The following is an 18,471-nucleotide window of genomic DNA, read 5'->3' as shown; positions in this document are numbered from 1 at the left end:
TTTTGTTTCGTTTTTCTCCCCCATTTCGTACTAATATTGCGCTATCTAGAGAGAAGAAAGGGTGTCCGTTCGATTGCAAAATTGTACCTTTGCAGAAAGGTATAGCCCAGAGGGAAGAGCGTTTGTCCGATGCTTTATTTCCCTATATATATTAAAGGTGTATACCTCCGGATGCAACGAAAAAGAACAAAAGCATAGTAATACAAAGACCATATGGGTACAGACACGAAGTACATATTTGTGACAGGGGGTGTTGTATCATCTCTTGGCAAGGGAATTGTAGCCGCTTCTCTCGCAAAGTTATTACAGGCTCGAGGGTTTAAGGTAACGATTCAGAAGTTTGATCCCTATATCAATATAGACCCGGGTACACTCAATCCCTACGAGCATGGGGAGTGCTATGTGACCAACGATGGGCATGAGGCTGATTTGGACTTGGGGCATTACGAGCGATTCTTGAACGTGCCCACTTCGCGCGCTAATAACATAACCACGGGGCGTATCTATCAGAATGTAATTCGTAAGGAGCGTAGAGGAGACTATTTGGGTAAGACCATTCAGGTAATCCCCCATATCACGGACGAGATCAAACGGAATGTAAAACTCCTTGGTCAGAAAGAAAATTACGATTTTGTTCTCACAGAAATCGGTGGAGTGGTGGGAGACATTGAGTCCCTACCGTTCCTTGAGGCTGTGCGACAACTTAAGTGGGAACTAGGTAAGAATTGTCTCTGTGTACACCTTACTTACGTGCCCTATATTCATGCCGCAGGCGAGTTTAAAACCAAGCCAACCCAGCACTCTGTAAAGCAACTCCAAGAGGCAGGTATCCAGCCTGATATACTTGTGCTCCGTACTGAGCAGGCTTTACAAAAAGATATTCTTGCCAAGGTGGCTCAGTTCTGTAACGTAGCTCCGGATGCGGTGATTCAGAGCATTGATATGCCTACAATTTACGAGATTCCTCTCCTTTTTGAGAGATCAGAAAATGGATGAGGCTGTATTGCGTAAGGTGGGTATAGAACCCGGCCCTTGCCCTGAGATGAAGGCTTGGTGTGCCTTTGTGGAGAAGCTAAAGAGTGCCCACGAAGAGGTGTCTATCGCACTGGTTGGTAAGTATGTAGAGCTACAAGATGCCTACAAGTCTATCGACGAATCGCTCTTACAATCATGCACTTACAACGATAAGAAGCTGCACCTCACTAGTATCCAAAGTGAGCACATCACAGAAGAGAATGTGGCAGAGCTCCTATCGGGATTCGATGGCGTGCTTATAGCTCCCGGCTTTGGACAACGCGGTGTGGAGGGGAAACTTGTCGCACTCAAATATACCCGTGAGAAGGGTATCCCTACCCTAGGTATTTGCCTCGGTATGCAGTGTATGGCCATTGAGTTTGCCCGTAATGTGTTGGGCTTGACAGATGCTAATACCGCAGAAATTGCACCGGCTTCGAAGAATAGGGTAATTGATATTATGGAGCAACAAAAGACGGTAACCGATCTTGGTGGCTCTATGCGCTTAGGAGCTTACACGTGCCGCTTAAAACCCGGCAGCAAGATTAGTGAAGCTTACGGTAAGACCATGATAAGTGAGCGTCACCGCCATCGTTACGAGTTCAATGGCGAGTACAGAGAGGCTTTTGAGAATAATGGGTTCCATTGCGTTGGGGAAAATCCCGAAACAAATCTTGTGGAAGCCCTCGAACTCGAAAGTCACCCTTGGTACATTGGCGTGCAGTATCATCCCGAGTATAACAGCACGGTAGTAAATCCCAGTCCCATCTTTATGGGTTTTATTCGTGCGGCTGTGGCGTATCGTAATACAAAGTAAATTCCCCTCTTCGATAGAGACTCCTTTCCTTCTGTTGGGAGTCTCTCTACTTTTTGAGCATAACCAAGTAATATGGATAAAAATACAATCATTGGTGTATCTTTGATAGCGGTAGTGCTTATCGGATTCACATTCTTAAATCGTCCAACTCCCGAGGAAGCTACTCCCAAAGAGCCTATCGAAGCCATTTCCCCTGCCCCTGCAGAGACCACATCTTCGTCGGCAGTGTTACCTACTTCCACAGATTCGCTAGCACCCGAGACGTCTCCTCTTTTGGGGCTATCCGGGGGGCAAGAGCAAATCATCAAACTAGAGAACGAGAAGCTTGTAGTTTCTTTCTCTAACCGTGGAGGGGCTGCCGTACAAGCTCGCCTTAAGGAATATAAAGCACAAAAGGAGCAACCGCTCGATCTTTTTACACCGGAGGATTGCTCGTTTAACCTTCCCTTACGTACAAAGATGGGGCAGGTTATTGATACCAAAGACCTCTATTTTGAGCCTATCGCTCAGTCCGATACCTCTCTTACGATGCGTTTGAGAGTGGATAGTGCCACCTATCTAGATTTTGCCTATACGCTAGTGCCGAATGACTATCGTTTGCGCCTGAGCATCAGCGGAGCGCACCTCGATCGGTTATTCCCAAGCAATATGCGCTACCAAGATTTGGAGATTGGTCAGAAGATTCGCCGTCAAGAGCTATCTTGGCAAAACGAAAATCAATACTCTGCCATCTACTATAAGTTGTTTGCCGACAAGGTAGAACGCTTGAGCGACAAGGGGTCGAAGAGTGAAAAAGTGAATGAAAGAATCTCTTGGATTGCCTTCAAAGACAAGTTTTTCTCCTCGGTGTGGATTGCCGATGCCGCTAATGCTTTCGAAAGCTCCAGCCTAGAGCAGACCGTTATGCCCAAGGACGGGGAGTACACAAAAGACTGTAAGGTCGTAACATCCTTCCCGTTTAGCAATGCTCAAGACGCCAGCGCGCATTTTACGCTCTATATGGGTCCCTTGGAGCACCACCTGCTAAAGGCGTATGACCAGGGTATAGAAGAAGACGGAGATCGCCTCCATTTGGAGCATCTTGTGTATGTAGGAGGCAGTGTATTCCGCTGGCTCAATGTGCATTTGATTATCCCGATTGTAGACTTCCTCAGCAAGTACATATCCAATTGGGGGTTGATTATTCTTCTTCTTACCCTTATTATCAAAACGGCTCTCTCTCCTCTTACCTTCAAAAGCTACATGTCGCAAGCGAAGATGCGAGTGCTTAAGCCGCAGATACAGGCTATTAACGACAAGTATCCCGGTCAGGAGCAAGCTATGATGATGAAGAGAAGTCAGGAGACTATGGCTCTTTATAAGCAAGCCGGAGCGAGCCCGATGAGTGGGTGTTTGCCTATGTTGCTACAGATGCCCTTCTTGATTTCTTTGTATATGTTCTTTCCAACGGCTATTGCGTTGCGTGGAGAGTCTTTCCTTTGGGCACAAGACCTCTCTACCTACGACGCTGTTATTTCATGGAACTTTGATATACCCATTCTCTCCGGTTTGATGGGAAATCATTTGAGTCTCTTCTGTCTCTTGTGGGCTGTGACCAATATTCTCTACTCTAGGTACACGATGAATATGTCTGCCACGGGGGACAATCAGCAAATGAAGATGATGAAGTACATGCCCTATATCATGTCTATCATGTTCTTCTTCTTCTTCAATAACAATGCCTCTGGGCTGTGCTATTACTACTTTATTTCTACTCTCATTACCATCCTGCAATTCCTCGGAAGTCGTCTTCTTATCAACGAAGAGAAGGTGCTTGCCAAGATGGAAGAGAATAAGAAGAAACCCAAGAAAAAATCCGGGTTTATGGCACGTCTTGAGGAGGCTCAGCGTCTTCAGCAACAGCAGATGCGCAATCAACAAAAGAAAGGTCGTTAATCTCCATTAAGTAGATAATCCTCTATGGAACCACTCAAACATGAATGCGGGATAGCTCTCGTACGGCTCCTAAAACCGCTCTCTTACTATCAAGAAAAGTATGGTACCTGGATGTACGGGCTTAATAAGCTCTACCTGCTGATGGAGAAACAGCATAACCGAGGGCAGGAGGGGGCAGGATTTGCCGCCGTCAAGCAACATGCTGCCCCGGGAGAAGAGTATCTCTATCGCCAACGAGCAGAGGGATCTAATGCTATTGCAGAGATATTTAGCGATACGCATCGCTTATTTGCAGATTATACTCCCGAGCAGCTCAGTGATGCCGTCTTCGCTCAAGAACATATCCCCTTTGCAGGAGAGTGCTACATGGGGCACCTCCGTTACTCTACTACGGGCAAGAGTGGACTCTCCTTCGTTCATCCGATGATTCGCCGTAGTAATTGGCGCGCACGTACCCTTGCCATTTGTGGTAATTTCAATCTTACGAATGTGGATGCAATCTTTGATGCAATCACCAGCAAAGGGCAGCATCCACGCGTAATTAGCGACATGCATATCCTGCTAGAGCAGATCGGGCACAGGCTTGATCGCGAGGTAGAGCGCGTGTACACCATGGGGCGTTTGGAGCATAACTTGCGAGGGATGGACATTACTCACTACATCGAGGAGAAGATGGATCTCGCCCAAGTGCTACGCAAAGCTGCTCCCCTTTGGGATGGCGGATTTGTAATGTGTGGGCTTACCGGTAGTGGGGAGATGTACGCTGTGCGCGATGCTCATGGCATTCGACCGGCATTTTACTATGCAGATGATGAAATCGCCGTAATTGCTTCGGAGCGTCCCGTTATCCAAACCGTAATGAATGTAACGCACGAGGCGGTACAAGAGTTGATGCCGGGGCAATCTCTCCTTATCAACCAGAGAGGGGAGATACGCATGGAGCAGATCTTGGCGCCCGATAACCTTAAGGCTTGTTCCTTTGAGCGTATTTACTTCTCGCGAGGTAGTGACGTTGATATATACAAAGAGCGTAAGAAGCTAGGGTATTTGCTTGCTCCTAAAATCTTACAAGCCATTGATAACGACCTCGATCACTCGGTGTTCTCATTTGTCCCCAATACTGCAGAAGTTGCCTATTACGGCATGGTAGAGGGGCTTAATGATCATCTGAATCGAGAAAAGTTAGAGGCCATAAAAGAAAAAAATGGCACTTGTACCCCAGAGGAGTTATCGGCCATTATCAATCGCAAGGTTCGCGTAGAAAAGGTCGCGATTAAGGACATCAAGCTACGGACTTTTATTGCGGAAGGGAATAGCCGTAATGACCTCGCTGCCCACGTCTATGACGTTACTTATGGTAGCATAGAGTATGGGAAAGATAATCTTGTAATCATAGACGATAGTATCGTACGAGGTACGACTATCAAGCAAAGTATTCTCAAAATACTCGATCGCATTGGCCCTAAACTAATTGTTATTGTATCCAGCTCTCCTCAGATACGTTACCCCGATTGCTATGGGATTGATATGAGTAGGATGAAGGAATTTATCGCCTTCCGTGCTGCGATTGCCCTGCATGAGGAGCGTGGTACCAATTACATTATAGAGCAACAATACCGTGAGGCTTTGGGGTTGCGTAAGGTGTCGCGCAACAACTTTGTACCCAATGTGGTAAAGGCCATATACAAGCCTTTTTCGTCCGAGGAGATCTCCGAAAAGATTGTAGAACTGGTAAAACCTCAGCAGCTTAAGGCTGAGGTGAAGATTGTATTCCAGAGCATTGAGGGGTTGCACGACGCTATCCCCAATCATCCCGGAGACTGGTATTTTACAGGGAACTTCCCAACACCGGGAGGGGCACACCTTGTAAATGAGGCATTCATCAACTATGTGGAAAACGATTGGCATAAGGAGTAATATGAAGAAAGCAACCCTAACGCTGCAAGATGGTACCTCATTTGAGGGTTATTCTTTTGGAGCAGAGAAAAATATTGTAGGAGAGGTTGTATTCAATACAGCTATGAATGGCTATCCCGAGAGCTTGACAGACCCAAGTTACATGGGGCAGATTATGGTGATGACCTACCCCATGGTGGGAAATTATGGTATCCCATCTAGTGAAGTCTCTCCCGAGGGAATATCGCGTTATCTTGAGAGCGAGCATATCTATATGCAGGCCATCTTGGTGGCAGACTATTCTACAGAATATAGCCATTGGAATGCTGCGTCTTCTCTCGCAGATCGCCTCAAAGAGGAGGGGACTGTGGGGCTTACAAATATTGATACAAGAGCCCTTACAAAGCACCTTCGTGAGCATGGTTCTCAAAAGGGAACAATTACTATCGAGGCCGTTGATACCCCAATAGAAGATGCTCAATGGGAAGAGCGTAACTTGGTCGCTGAGGCTTCTACTCGAGAAGTAGTGCGCTACGGTCAAGGCTCTAAAACGGTAGTATTGATCGATTGTGGGGTGAAGCACAATATCATCCGTCAGCTATTGCGTGAGGATGTTACCGTGGTGCGTGTACCTTGGGACTACGACTTTACCACGCTCTCGTACGATGGCGTTTTCATCAGTAATGGCCCCGGTAATCCCGAGATGTGTGTAAAGACCGTAGAGAACTTGCGTCGAGTTATTGCTGGAGATAAGCCCATTTATGGTATCTGTATGGGTAATCAGCTCCTCTCATTGGCGGCGGGTGCTAAGATTTATAAGCTCAAGTATGGGCATCGGAGCCACAATCAACCGGTGCGTATGGTCGGTACAAATAACTGCTTTATCACGAGTCAGAACCATAGTTTTGCAGTGGATGGCAGTACATTGGGAGCCGACTGGGAGGAGTGGTTCGTCAATCTCAATGACGGATCGAATGAGGGGATTAAGCATAAGACAAAGCCCATCCGTTCTGTACAATTTCATCCTGAGGCTTTTGGAGGACCTAAGGATACGCTCTTCATTTTCGATGAATTTCTTTCTCTCCTCTAGGGCGGTTGTATCCCAAGAGTGTGAGGGGAGATAAAGATTTTTCGAATCCATCTATTTCTATATTTCAGACCAAGCAATCAAGAAGACAATATGACTAGCAATGGCAAACCGAAGAAGGTATTAGTACTCGGCTCTGGTGCTCTTAAGATAGGAGAAGCAGGGGAATTTGATTATTCCGGTTCCCAAGCTCTCAAAGCTATTCGAGAAGAAGGCATTAAAACCATCCTTATCAATCCAAATATTGCCACTGTGCAGACAAGTGAGGGTGTTGCGGATGAGGTTTATTTCCTCCCTGTGACACCTTTTTTTGTAGAGAAAGTAATCGCCAAAGAACGCCCTGATGGCATCTTGCTTGCCTTTGGAGGACAGACTGCGCTCAACTGCGGAGTGGCTCTCTATCGGCAGGGAGTTTTGGATCGCTACAACGTGGAGGTATTGGGTACTCCTGTGGAGACCATCATTGCAACCGAAGACCGCGAACTCTTTGTTGAGAAGCTCAATGAGATTAACGTTAAGACTATCGCTAGCGAGGCTGTTGAGAGCATCGAGGCTGCACGTAAGGCTGCTAAGCATCTTGGCTACCCCGTAATTATCCGAGCCGCTTTTGCCCTTGGGGGGTTAGGAAGTGGCTTTTGCGATAATGAAGAAGAGCTTGATATCCTTTGTGAAAAGGCCTTTTCTTTCTCACCTCAGGTGCTTGTAGAGAAAAGCCTAAAGGGCTGGAAGGAGATCGAATACGAGGTCGTACGAGATGCCTACGACAATTGTATTACGGTATGTAATATGGAGAATTTCGACCCTCTCGGTATCCATACCGGTGAGAGTATTGTAATTGCACCTTCGCAAACTCTCTCCAATAATGAGTACCACAAATTGCGTTCGCTTGCGATTCGTATCATCCGTCACCTTGGTATTGTAGGGGAGTGTAATGTACAATATGCTCTCGATCCTGAGAGTGAAGATTACCGTGTAATAGAGGTAAACGCGCGTCTTTCTCGCTCCTCGGCTCTTGCCTCTAAGGCAACTGGCTATCCCCTTGCCTTTATTGCGGCTAAGCTGGGTCTTGGGTATGGATTGTTCGATCTCAAGAATAGCGTTACGCGTACTACTCCTGCCTTTTTTGAGCCGGCTCTCGACTACTGCGTCTGCAAAATCCCTCGTTGGGACCTTGGTAAATTCCATGGAGTCTCCCGAGAGTTGGGCAGTAGCATGAAGAGTGTGGGAGAGGTAATGGCTATTGGTCGTACTTTTGAAGAGGCGATACAAAAGGGGCTCCGCATGATCGGGCAGGGGATGCACGGCTTCTGTGAGAATAAAGAACTCGTGATCAAAGATATTGATGCCGCCCTTAAGGCTCCTACCGATACACGTATTTTTGTGATTAGTAAGGCCTTTAGAGCCGGTTATTCAGTCGATGATATTCACAAGCTTACACGCATCGATAAGTGGTTTTTGAGCCGACTCAAGAATATCTTGAATACGGCGGAAGAGCTTGAGTCGCACGCCGATTTGGAAGGCATTACCCCAGAGCTGATGCGAATGGCTAAGCAGCAAGGTTTTTCCGACTTCCAGATTGCCCGAGCTGTTTGGAAGCACAATCGTAATGATCTAGAGCAAGCCTCCAACGAAGTACGAGCTTTCCGTCTAAAGCAGGGTATCTATCCTGTGGTAAAACAAATAGATACCTTGGCAGCTGAGTTCCCTGCGCAAACGAATTATCTCTACCTTACGTACCATGGCGTGGAGCACGATCTCTCCTACCATACGACGAAGCCTGCCGTCGTAGTTTTAGGTTCGGGGGCATATCGTATTGGTAGCTCTGTAGAGTTTGACTGGTGTGGAGTAAATGCTCTTAATACCATACGCAGAGAGGGGTATGATTCCGTAATGATTAACTACAACCCCGAAACGGTAAGTACCGACTACGACGAGTGCGACCGACTCTACTTCGACGAACTTACCTTCGAGCGTGTAATGGATATCCTAGAGTTGGAGAACCCCATGGGGGTAATCCTCTCTACCGGGGGGCAGATCCCCAATAACTTGGCAGTCCGATTGGATCAAGAACGCGTACGTATCTTGGGTACGTCTGCTCAAAGTATCGACAATGCAGAAGATCGTCACAAGTTCTCTGCTATGCTTGATCGCCTTGGTGTTGACCAACCGGCTTGGCGAGAACTAACTTCGATAGAGGATATTGACGACTTTGTTCGCGAGGTGGGTTATCCCGTATTGGTTCGCCCGAGCTATGTGCTCTCGGGGGCTGCCATGAATGTATGTTCCAACCACGAAGAGTTGGAGCGTTTCCTCAAGTTGGCAGCCAATGTGTCGCAAAAGCACCCCGTAGTAGTGAGCCAGTTTATTGAGCATGCCAAGGAGGTGGAAATGGATGCCGTGGCTCGCAATGGAGAGATTATTGCCTATGCCATTAGTGAACATATAGAGTTTGCCGGTGTACACTCGGGGGACGCAACCATCCAATTCCCGGCTCAGAAGCTCTATGTGGAGACGGTACGCCGTATTAAGCGGATCAGTCGACAAATTGCAGAAGCTCTCAGGATTTCGGGCCCCTTTAATATCCAATTCCTTGCCAAAGACAACGATATAAAGGTGATCGAATGTAACCTAAGAGCTTCCAGAAGTTTCCCCTTTGTCAGCAAGGTCCTTAAGATAAACTTCATAGATCTTGCCACACGTATCATGCTGGGCTTGCCTGTAGAGAAACCCAATAAGAACGCATTCGATCTTGACTACGTGGGGATTAAGGCTTCGCAATTCTCCTTTACCCGTTTGCAAAAAGCCGACCCTGTACTCGGAGTGGATATGACTTCTACAGGGGAGGTAGGCTGTATTGCAGACGATACGGACGAGGCTATCCTCAAATCCATGCTCTCCGTGGGGCAGCGTATCCCCAGCAAGGGTATTTTGCTCTCCTCGGGAGGATATAAGCAGAAGGTGGCTTTGATGGATGCATGTCGCCTTCTCACCAAGAAGGGGTATACCCTCTATGCTACGGAAGGTACACACAACTTCTTGCAAGAGAATGGTATACCCTCTGTACGAGTTTACTGGGAAAAGGAGGTAGGTAAGCCCTATATTTTCAGTTTACTGCAGGAGCATGTGGTAGACTTGGTGGTCAATATCAACAAGAACCTTACGCCTGGCGAGCTGACTAATGGCTACAAGTTGCGCCGCTCGGCTATCGATCTTAATATACCGCTAATTACGAATGCTCGTTTGGCTTCTGCCTTTATTACCGCCTTCTGTCGCTTATCCGAAGATGATATTCAGATTAAGTCTTGGAGCGAGTATAAGTAACACGATTTGATTTATAGTGGGCGCTTCGGATGGATATAGATCCGGAGCACCCTTCTTTTATGCCGAGCGGAGATCTTTTTCACTTCAAACAATTCAGTCTCGATCAGGCTGGATGTGGAATGCGTATCGGGACGGATGGGGTTCTCCTGGGCGCATGGGCCTCTATTGATACCCGAGAAGAGACTCCGTTACGGATTCTAGATGTGGGCTGTGGCACGGGGCTTATCGCCTTGATGCTGGCACAACGCTATCCTCGGGCAGAGGTAACGGCTCTAGAGATCGAACCTACGGCTGTGGAGCGAGCTACCTACAATGCGGCTCAATCTCCCTTTTCGTCTCGGGTTAGGGTAGTGCAAGCCGATTTTTCAACTTGGCAAGCTCCCCAAGCGTTGTATGACTTGATTGTATCCAATCCTCCCTATTACAAGAATACGTTGCAAGCGCGATCAGAGGTAAGACATACGGCTCGGGCGATTGGTTTTCTCTCCCCAAAAGAGGTTTTGCGTCGTGCTTCGGCTCTTCTAAGTCCCCAGGGTGTTGTGGCTCTAGTTACCCCTTACGACCAATTAGAAGAACTGAGAATGTTTGCCTTTACTCAGGGCTTAATTCCTATACGCCTAGCGGCAGTACATACCACTCCGGGCAAACCACCCAAGCGCCTATTGAGCGAATGGACAAGGAGAGACGGGCAGCTATTACAGCCTGCTTCGTTGCAAACGCTTGTTATTCACGGGGATACTATCGCCTCTTATTCTCCGGAATATCTTGATCTCGTCCACCCCTTTTATACCTTTCTCTAGTACTTCGCCCACTTTGTAGAGGAGAGTGCCCCCCTCTCTTCTAATTCGGGAATATTTTCTGCCTTCCTCTCTAAACCTGTTTTGTAAGGGGAGCATTTCCATTTTACCTACAACTTCTTGCTTCGTTTGGCGTCAGCTGAAAAGTTCCTTCTTTTCTGCCTGATTTTCAAATCTTTTTCAGCCAGAAATAGCACTGCATTCTGCCTGAAATCTCTAGGATTCTTGGGCAAGAATTTCTCCAAGATTAGGCAAGAAAATACTATATTTGTGCCTGAATCACAGTAAATAATGGAACTAAGATATGAATAACTTTAGGTATTACAATCCCACACAACTGATATTTGGTAAAGGCAGTATAGCTCGTCTAGCCAAACTTTTGCCCTCAGATGCGAAGATCCTCGTAACCTATGGGGGAGGGAGTGTGCGCCGTAATGGGGTCTACGAGCAGGTAACCTCAGCTCTCCATGGCTTTGAGTATAGTGAGTTTTGGGGGCTGGAGTCGAATCCTACGGTAGAGACAATCCGCCGAGCTGTAGCCCAAGGGAAAGAAAAGAAGAGCAATTTTGTACTAGCCGTAGGGGGTGGTTCGGTAATTGATGCCTCCAAGCTTATATCCGCAGCTCTATTGCGAGATGAAGACCCTTGGCAGCTGGTATTGCAGGGTATTGTACGCGATCGGTTTGTTCCGTTGGGTACTGTGCTAACTATCCCTGCTACGGGGTCTGAAATGAACTCCGGAGCTGTTATTTCATCTTCGGAGACAAAGGAAAAGTTCCCATTTCACGGCCAATTCCCCACTTTTTCTATCCTCGATCCGGAGGTTACATACACTCTTCCTCCTTTCCAATTGGCCTGCGGCATTGCCGATAGCTATGTGCATGTAATGGAGCAATACCTTACAGCCCCGGGGCAGAGTCGCTTGATGGATCGCTTTGCAGAGGGGATTTTGCTCACCCTCAGAGAGATTGCCCCTTTGGTACTTAGTGGAGAACCCAACTACGATGCCCGAGCTGATTTTATGGTAGCAGCTACTCACGCCCTTAATGGCTCCATCAATTGGGGGGTAAAGGAAGATTGGTCTACACACATGATTGGGCATGAGCTTACGGCTATTGCAGGGCTCACGCATGCGCACTCTTTGGTTATTGTTTTGCCCTCTACCCTGCGCGTCATGAGCCGGATGGGTGATAAGCACGACAAGATGCTCGAATATGCTGAGCATATTTGGGGTATCAAGGAGGGCAATGACGAGGAACGTATAGAGGCAGCCATTCAGGCAACGGAGCAGTTTTTCCGCTCTTTGGGTCTTACTACACGCCTTCGCGAAGCTGGAGTATCTCAAGAGGTAGAAGACGAAATAGTACGTCGGTTTACAGAGAGAGGCGTAGTATTTGGGGAAAATGGAACGGTAACCCCCGAGGTCGTACGTGAGATTTTAGCAGATTGTCGCTAATTGTCTTCTTGTTCGGAGGTTAAGATCGTTTGAAAAAGAGGCTAGGAACAAAGAATAAACCACATAATAAGTCTACAAAAAATGCATGTAACTCGACAATTTTTGGTTGTCGCTGCCCTAGGTATTAGTGTGCTTTTGGGGGGCTGTGCTACCAAAAAGAAAAAGAAAGCTCCAGAGAAGAGCACGTATGAGCAGACCATTGCCGATGCAAGAGAGAGCAAGGGTCTCCTTTCTGTTTACCACAATAAGAAGAATAAACTCTACTTTGGGATTCCCGATTCTCTGATGGGTAGAGACCTCTACTTCATCAACCGCGTAGCCGGAGTGAGTGATACACGAGAGTTGGTAGCCGGGGTTATCCAGTCTTCTCCCTTCCTTTTCCGTTTTACCAAAGACGACAATAACGTGTATCTCGTATGCCCCAACGTGTCTGACGTTGTACGTAAGGGAGATGCCATTGCCAGCTCTTTTCGCTCAAACTCATTGGATAGGGTAGTAAAGACGTTCCCCATAGTTACGAGAGAGGGAGACCGCTCTCTAATAGACGTTACGAAGTTCTTCTCGGGAGATGAGAAGTTAATATCGCCTTTGAGACAAGTCTCCGGTCCGTTGGCAGAGCGCTTTATACAGGGAACTCTTGATGGGGAGGCTTCTCTAGTCGCATCGGCTAAGGCCTATCCCAAAAATGTGGAGATTGTGAGCCGCCTAACCTATAATACTCGCCCCCATGGTGCGCCCTATACTGTGGAGATGCAACGCTCAATTCTACTCCTTCCCAAAGAGCCTATGCAACCTCGGTATGCGGATAATCGTATGGGCTATTTCTCCTCTACGCGTCGTCTTTTTACTTCGGACAAAGACAAGGTGGAGAGCTTCCGCCTCATCCATCGTTGGCGCCTCGAACCCAAAGATACAGCCGCCTATCAGCGTGGAGAACTCGTTGAACCCGTAGAGCCCATCATCTTTTATGTGGACAATGCTTTCCCCGAAAAGTGGCGCTCTACCATCAAGCAAGGAATAGAAGATTGGAATACGGCTTTTGAGGCTGCAGGCTTCAAAAACGCCATCAAGGCGCTCGATTATCCCTCCGATTCGACCTTCGACCCCAACGATGCTCGCTATAATACATTCCGTTATGCCACAACAGCTATTGAGAATGCTATGGGGCCTAGCTATGTGGATCCGCGCTCGGGAGAGATTATTTCTGCTCAGGTTATCTGGTACCACAACGTGATAAGATTGGTACACAATTGGCGTTTGGTACAGACGGGGGCAGTGGATCCTCGAGTACGTACGCATGTATTCACGGACGATGTGATGCGCGAGAGCCTTAGATATGTAGCTTCGCACGAAGTGGGGCATACCTTAGGTTTGATGCACAACATGGGGGCAAGTAACGCCTATACCATAGAAAACTTGCGTTCGCCGGAGTTCACAAAAGAGCATGGTACAACCCCTAGTATTATGGACTATGCTCGCAACAATTTTGTAGCCCAACCAGGGGACTATGAGCGCGGTGTACGTCTTACGCCTCCCATTCTAGGTAAGTATGATATTGCCGCCATCAAGTGGGGCTACTCAATTCTCCCTGAGACTTTCCGAGGAGATACCGAAGGAGAGAAAAAGCAGCTTCGAAAAATGCTCGAAGAGAATGCCAAAGATCCAATGCTTCTCTTTGGTGCTCAGCAATTCCCCAACACTGTAGATCCCACCGCTCAAACCGAAGATCTCTCCAATGATCATTTTACGGCGGGTGATATGTCCATCTCCAATCTCAAGATTATTACCAAGAATATTGACAAATGGCTCTATCAAGAGGGAGAGGACTATCGCGACCTCGAGGAGGTATATTACCAGATTGTAGGTCAATATATGCGCCATGTGGGGCACATTGTTGCCCATATTGGAGGGATCGTTTTTAGCGAAAGTCGTCAGGGAGATGGTAAGCCCTCTTATACCTATGTGCCACGCTCGGAGCAGAAGCGTGCAGTAGAGTGGCTCGGTAGCCAAGCCCACGAGGTCAGCACTTGGCTCTTGCGTCAAGATCTCCTCAATCGAATAGACAACGGTAGTAATACTCTTGTCAAGCAGTTTACCAATTCTTTTGTTGGAAACTTCTTCCGTGGTGGTAATTTGCGTCGCATTCATGAGTTTAATCTCTCGGGAGCCAAAGATGCTTATTCTCTAGCTGATTATACACACGACGTTGTAACGGCTCTCTTCTCAGCTACTCGCTCCGGTAAGACGAGCGAATACGACCGTATGCTAGAGGCTTGTGCGATAGATTTGATGTTGGAGAATGCGCTACTAACGCCTACTGTTAAGGTGGAGAATAAGAAACTTGCCTTCACCGAGGCCTGTCAAGAGCAGTTCGATCAATGGGTTAATGTTCCCTCTATCCCCTGTGGAGTCTCCTCCGCTCATCAGTACAATGATGGTGAAGAGTCATTTACTCGCATGACGATGTCTTATCGCCCTCTCAGCCCCGAGCGCATCGCTCCGTACTGGATGGCAGCCCTCGAAGAGGTAGAGAAGCTCTACAAGCAAAAGGCAAATAGTGGAGATGCTGCGGCCAAGGCGTTCTATCGTTATCAGCTCCGCCGTATTGCTTCCGCCCTTGCTGTCAAGTGAGGTAGTTAGTCTACTTTCATCCTAACGAGAGCAGTTAGCTTTGTGTTTACAGAGCTAGCTGCTTTGTTTTTTAGAGAGGTAAGATGAACCACAGAGAGCCTGTTGGTGTTATGTCAATAGTAACGAATAAGAAATAATTAGACAATAGAAAGTTAGAAGAGTATGACTCACGAACTTATTACCCTCCCCTATGCGGCCGATGCGCTTGCTCCTGTTATTAGCAAAGAAACTGTAGAGTTTCACCATGGCAAGCACCTCCTCAATTATGTAAATACACTCAATAGTCTTATCCCCGGCACTGAATTCGAAAATGCCGACCTCTTGGATATTGTACGTAAGAGTGAGGGGAAAATATTTAACCAGGCCGGACAGGTACTCAATCATAATCTCTACTTCACACAATTTGGTCCTAATGCAGGTGGTGCTCCTAAGGGTGCTCTTGCAGATGCTATTGCAAAGGAATGGGGATCGTTTGAGGCTTTCCAAGCAGCTTTTCTCGAGGCTTGTACAGGGCTCTTTGGCTCAGGCTGGGTATGGCTTGCCTCTGACGAAAATGGCGTTTTGACCATCGAAAAAGAACCCAATGCCGGTAATCCTATCCGTAAGGGGCTTAATCCATTGCTCGGCTTCGACGTATGGGAGCACTCTTACTATCTAGGTTACCAAAACCGCAGAGCAGACCACATCAAAGATCTTTGGTCAATTGTTAGATGGGATGTAGTGGAAGAGCGTTACAATAAGTAACTTATAAACAAAAGGAGAGAAGGGATAGGAGCTAAGTGTTCGTATCCCTCCTCTCTCTTATCTTTGAGGTGTAATCCAACCTCAACAACCGTTTAATAGAAGACGAGGTACCTCTGTGATAGCAATCACGGGTACCTCTTTTTCGTTTGTGGGATAGGGGAGGACTTGATTAAAGTCTAGAATATCCTAATCTCTTCAATTACGCGATAGTGCAGCTCCTGATTGATGAGTTGCATGATATTTTCTTTCTGATCAGAAATTGTTTGTGCCGCAGCGGAGGAGCGTAGTTGTATGTGCAACGTGTTGTTGCGGAAGAAGATATCTCGGACGAAAGGACGTATTGGGGCAAATCGCTCCCAGAAGAAAGCAATAGCCCGTTCTCGGTAGAGCCCTTGTGCCAGCTCAGGCTCTTCTTCTATGAGGTTCTTTAGTAGAGCTCCCAGGCGTTGGGGTTCACTGCGTCTCATACTCTGAGTAGGGATTCTAGTGTGATGTCGCTTGCAAGGCGATATTGCCGTGGTCTACAGCATATAGATGAAAAGACTCGTGCTGTGCCTCTATAATGTCGTCGAGATACTTGCGGTTTGTGTCTGTAATGAATATTTGTCCAAAGATGGGACGGGAGACAATGCCGATGATACGCTCCACGCGCTCTGCATCAAGTTTATCGAAGAGGTCGTCTAAAAGCAAAATGGGACGGCATTGTAGCTTGTTGGCAAGTAGATTGTATTCGGTGAATTTGAGTGCCGTAAGAAAGGTCTTATTCTGCCCCTCAGAGCCGATTTTTCGCATCAGATTCTCGCCCAAAAGCATCTCAAGGTCGTCTTTATGGATACCATAAGTTGTATATCCGGTAGCCCTCTCTTCTCTCCGTCTCTGGCGTAGGTCTTGAGTAAAAAGTTCCCTATTCGGAGCCGTTGCTGTGAGGTAGTTTAGAGTTACACATTCGCTCTTATCTCCGCAGATCTCTTGGTAGAGTTGATTGAATGTAGGGGTAAAGTCCCGAACAAACTCTGCTCGCTTTTGGGCTATCTCTACCCCTGTAAGAGCCATTTGCTCCTCCACAATGGAGAGCAACATCTCGTCTTGAAAGTCACTCTTGAGGAGGGTATTGCGTTGTTGTAGAGCTCTATCGTAGCGTATGAGGAGGTCTAAGTAGAGTGCATCGTGCTGGGAGAGAAGTCGGTCTAGCCAGTTGCGGCGCTCGTCACTACCTCCTCGGATCAGGCGATAGTCTTGGGGCGAAATAATCACCAAAGGATAGCGCCCTATATGCTCACTAAGTCGCTTGTAAAGCCTACCATTGCGGCTGAGAGCTTTGGCTTGCCCCATACGGAGCCGCAAGGCTATTCTGTCCGTCTCTTCTCCTTCATTTGCTCGGTAGTCTCCCGATAAGATAGCCTCTGTGGAGCCAATGCGGATGGCCAGGCGGTCTACCGTATTGAGGTGGCTCCGTGCCATCGATAGGTAGTGGATGGCATCGAGTAGATTCGTTTTGCCCATACCATTGCCACCAAAGAAGCAATTGAGTTTGGGTGCAAAGTCGCAAGAGGCCGTAGCAATGCTCTTAAAAGCGACAAGCTCGAGATGCTCTAATACCATGGGATGGTAGGTTAGTGAGCTCCTAGCTTCATCAGCGTGTCGATAGACTGCTCCATCTTTTGGGAGAGCTTATCGGAGACCCGAGTCAGAGGGAGGCGTAGTGTAGGGGTATTGATAAGTTGCATCTTGTAGAGCCACTCTTTGATCCCTGCCGGATTCCCCTCATCGAAAAGAAGTCGATAGCAAGCGGCAAAGGCATTATCGATCTCTACAGCACGTTCACTTCCTGCCAGATCGATAAGTTCTTTTGTCCAAGCCGGGTAGGCATTGGCCACTACAGATACAGCCCCATTGGCTCCTTGATGGATCAATTCGAGGGTGCTATGGTCATCTCCGGATAGGATTGTAAAGGCGGGGTCTAAGAGGCTTGCTAGTTTGGTTACACGCTCTTCTATCCCCGAGGCTTCCTTGATGGCGACAATCTTATCTGGGAAGTTATTACGTAGCCGAAGCACGGTATCGGGGTCCATGTCCACGCCTGTTCTACCCCGTATATTGTATAGAATAATGGGTTTGTCGCTGGTTTGTGCTGCAGCGGCAAAATGCTGATAAATCCCCTCTTGAGATGGCTTGTTGTAGTAGGGAACAACACTCAGAATCCCCTGTATATCATAGCTATTGGCAAGAGAGAGTCGTTCTATGAGTCGTTGGGTAGAATTATCCCCAAGCCCTAAGACAATGGGGTAGTTGGGCCCAGCCTCTCTGCGTACGGCGGAGAGTACTTTTTCCACCTCTTCGCGAGTAACAACGGGGGACTCTCCTGTGGTGCCAAAAACTACAATAAAATCTGCTTTTGAGGCTACGATATTGCGAACAATAGCCCCGAGAGATTGGTAGTCTACTTGTCCATCAACGAGAAATGGAGTGACAAGGGCTACACCAAGTCCCATAAATTGAGCGGGAGGGAAAGGGGAGTATACCATAGGAATAAAGTGTTACTTTAATCTGCGATCATTCAAATCCACAGACAAAAATACGCTTTTCGATTGGATGTTTCACCTACTCTTTTCGGAAATAAGGGCTATTGGTTCATTCTTTTCGAGGTAGAGTCTCCTCATTAGGGGCGTTGATATTGCCTTTCTCCTTTGTGAAATCGAGCACTTCTTTCTCGCCCTACAAGATAGATGTGTTATAAGTGTATAAATAGGTGTTGCTATCCAAAAAAAACTTA

General features: G+C 47.4%; 11 protein-coding genes and 1 pseudogene. 9 read left to right on the top strand and 3 right to left on the bottom strand.

What is annotated here, in order from left to right; translation table 11 throughout:
- The first annotated feature begins 213 nt into the window (after positions 1–213).
- The 9 genes and pseudogenes from POREN0001_RS06845 to POREN0001_RS06805 all read left to right on the top strand — a co-directional run bounded on the left by POREN0001_RS06845 (position 214) and on the right by POREN0001_RS06805 (position 15,698).
- Positions 214–1,831: pseudogene (locus tag POREN0001_RS06845) on the top strand (CTP synthase).
- 72 nt (positions 1,832–1,903) lie between these two features.
- On the top strand, positions 1,904–3,766 hold the full coding sequence (gene yidC / locus POREN0001_RS06840) for a membrane protein insertase YidC (RefSeq protein ID WP_004334252.1): 1,863 nt from the start codon (positions 1,904–1,906) through the stop codon (positions 3,764–3,766).
- 24 nt (positions 3,767–3,790) lie between these two features.
- Positions 3,791–5,683 (top strand): amidophosphoribosyltransferase, encoded by a 1,893-nt coding sequence (locus POREN0001_RS06835; protein ID WP_004334208.1) that lies wholly within the window; start codon positions 3,791–3,793, stop codon positions 5,681–5,683.
- A 1-nt stretch (position 5,684) separates the two neighbouring features.
- Entirely contained in the window at positions 5,685–6,752 is a 1,068-nt protein-coding gene (carA, locus tag POREN0001_RS06830; RefSeq protein WP_004334235.1) for a glutamine-hydrolyzing carbamoyl-phosphate synthase small subunit, read from the top strand.
- A 90-nt stretch (positions 6,753–6,842) separates the two neighbouring features.
- Positions 6,843–10,070, top strand: a complete 3,228-nt coding sequence (gene carB, locus POREN0001_RS06825; protein ID WP_004334163.1) for a carbamoyl-phosphate synthase (glutamine-hydrolyzing) large subunit — start codon at positions 6,843–6,845, stop codon at positions 10,068–10,070.
- Between the two features lie 29 nt (positions 10,071–10,099).
- A complete protein-coding gene (locus tag POREN0001_RS06820; RefSeq protein ID WP_004334203.1) occupies positions 10,100–10,870 on the top strand; it encodes a tRNA1(Val) (adenine(37)-N6)-methyltransferase in 771 nt (256 codons plus the stop codon).
- A 301-nt stretch (positions 10,871–11,171) separates the two neighbouring features.
- Positions 11,172–12,323, top strand: coding sequence for an iron-containing alcohol dehydrogenase (locus tag POREN0001_RS06815; protein ID WP_004334059.1), 1,152 nt, complete (start codon positions 11,172–11,174; stop codon positions 12,321–12,323).
- Positions 12,324–12,404: 81 nt separating this feature from the next.
- Positions 12,405–14,954: a zinc-dependent metalloprotease gene (locus POREN0001_RS06810; RefSeq protein ID WP_004334226.1), complete on the top strand. Its 2,550-nt coding sequence runs from the start codon at positions 12,405–12,407 to the stop codon at positions 14,952–14,954.
- A gap of 162 nt (positions 14,955–15,116) precedes the next feature.
- Positions 15,117–15,698 carry a superoxide dismutase gene (locus tag POREN0001_RS06805; protein WP_004334079.1) on the top strand — a complete coding sequence of 194 codons (582 nt, stop codon included), beginning with the start codon at positions 15,117–15,119 and terminating at the stop codon, positions 15,696–15,698.
- Positions 15,699–15,874: 176 nt separating this feature from the next.
- Here POREN0001_RS06805 and POREN0001_RS06800 read toward each other — a convergent pair whose 3' ends face one another.
- The 3 genes from POREN0001_RS06800 to dapA are packed head-to-tail and all read right to left on the bottom strand — an operon-like array spanning position 15,875 to position 18,223.
- Positions 15,875–16,165 (bottom strand): DciA family protein, encoded by a 291-nt coding sequence (locus POREN0001_RS06800; protein ID WP_004334198.1) that lies wholly within the window; start codon positions 16,163–16,165, stop codon positions 15,875–15,877.
- 16 nt (positions 16,166–16,181) lie between these two features.
- On the bottom strand, positions 16,182–17,300 hold the full coding sequence (recF, locus tag POREN0001_RS06795; RefSeq protein ID WP_004334070.1) for a DNA replication/repair protein RecF: 1,119 nt from the start codon (positions 17,298–17,300) through the stop codon (positions 16,182–16,184).
- 11 nt (positions 17,301–17,311) lie between these two features.
- Positions 17,312–18,223, bottom strand: coding sequence for a 4-hydroxy-tetrahydrodipicolinate synthase (gene dapA / locus POREN0001_RS06790; protein ID WP_004334281.1), 912 nt, complete (start codon positions 18,221–18,223; stop codon positions 17,312–17,314).
- Positions 18,224–18,471 lie beyond the last annotated feature (248 nt).

Origin of the sequence: Porphyromonas endodontalis ATCC 35406 (assembly GCF_000174815.1) — a bacterium.
GTDB classification, from domain to species: Bacteria; Bacteroidota; Bacteroidia; order Bacteroidales; family Porphyromonadaceae; genus Porphyromonas; species Porphyromonas endodontalis.
Note: the sequence above shows the minus strand (reverse complement) of the source record. Positions and strands in the feature narration are given on the sequence as shown.